Source organism: Serratia sp. ASV30 (assembly GCF_016428815.1).
Classification (GTDB): Bacteria; Pseudomonadota; Gammaproteobacteria; order Enterobacterales; family Enterobacteriaceae; genus Chania; species Chania fonticola_C.
Genome location: NZ_JAELTL010000258.1, coordinates 1 through 308 on the forward strand (window position 1 = coordinate 1; position 308 = coordinate 308).

Genomic DNA, 308 nt, shown 5'->3' on the forward strand with positions numbered 1-308 from the left:
TGGTGAATGACGATGCTGAAGTAGTGGCTCCCCGCCAGCGTATAACTGCTGGCTGCAATTGGGCACTCCTGCGCCAGATCAAATACCCGGTGCTGATGCTCATGCAGCCGCGCATGCAGCGCTTGCACGCTGTCGCATGTTTCGTGCGGTAGGCTCAGTGAGAATGTCTCTGCTGGCAGAATATGTTGATACCCCTGCCCGTCGTCGTCACACAGGATCAGGGTGCGCAGCACTTCGTGCCGGTCAACCACCTTCATCAGGGCCTGTGCCACTTTCTGCGGATCGGTACCGGCCTGCAGCTTGAGCGT

Annotated in this window: 1 protein-coding gene; it reads right to left on the bottom strand. The window is 58.8% G+C overall.

The genetic code is table 11. The features are described 5' to 3' along the window. Positions 1-308, bottom strand: a 308-nt coding sequence (locus JHD74_RS26335; RefSeq protein ID WP_199063949.1) for a condensation domain-containing protein, incomplete at both ends; no start/stop codon positions are given.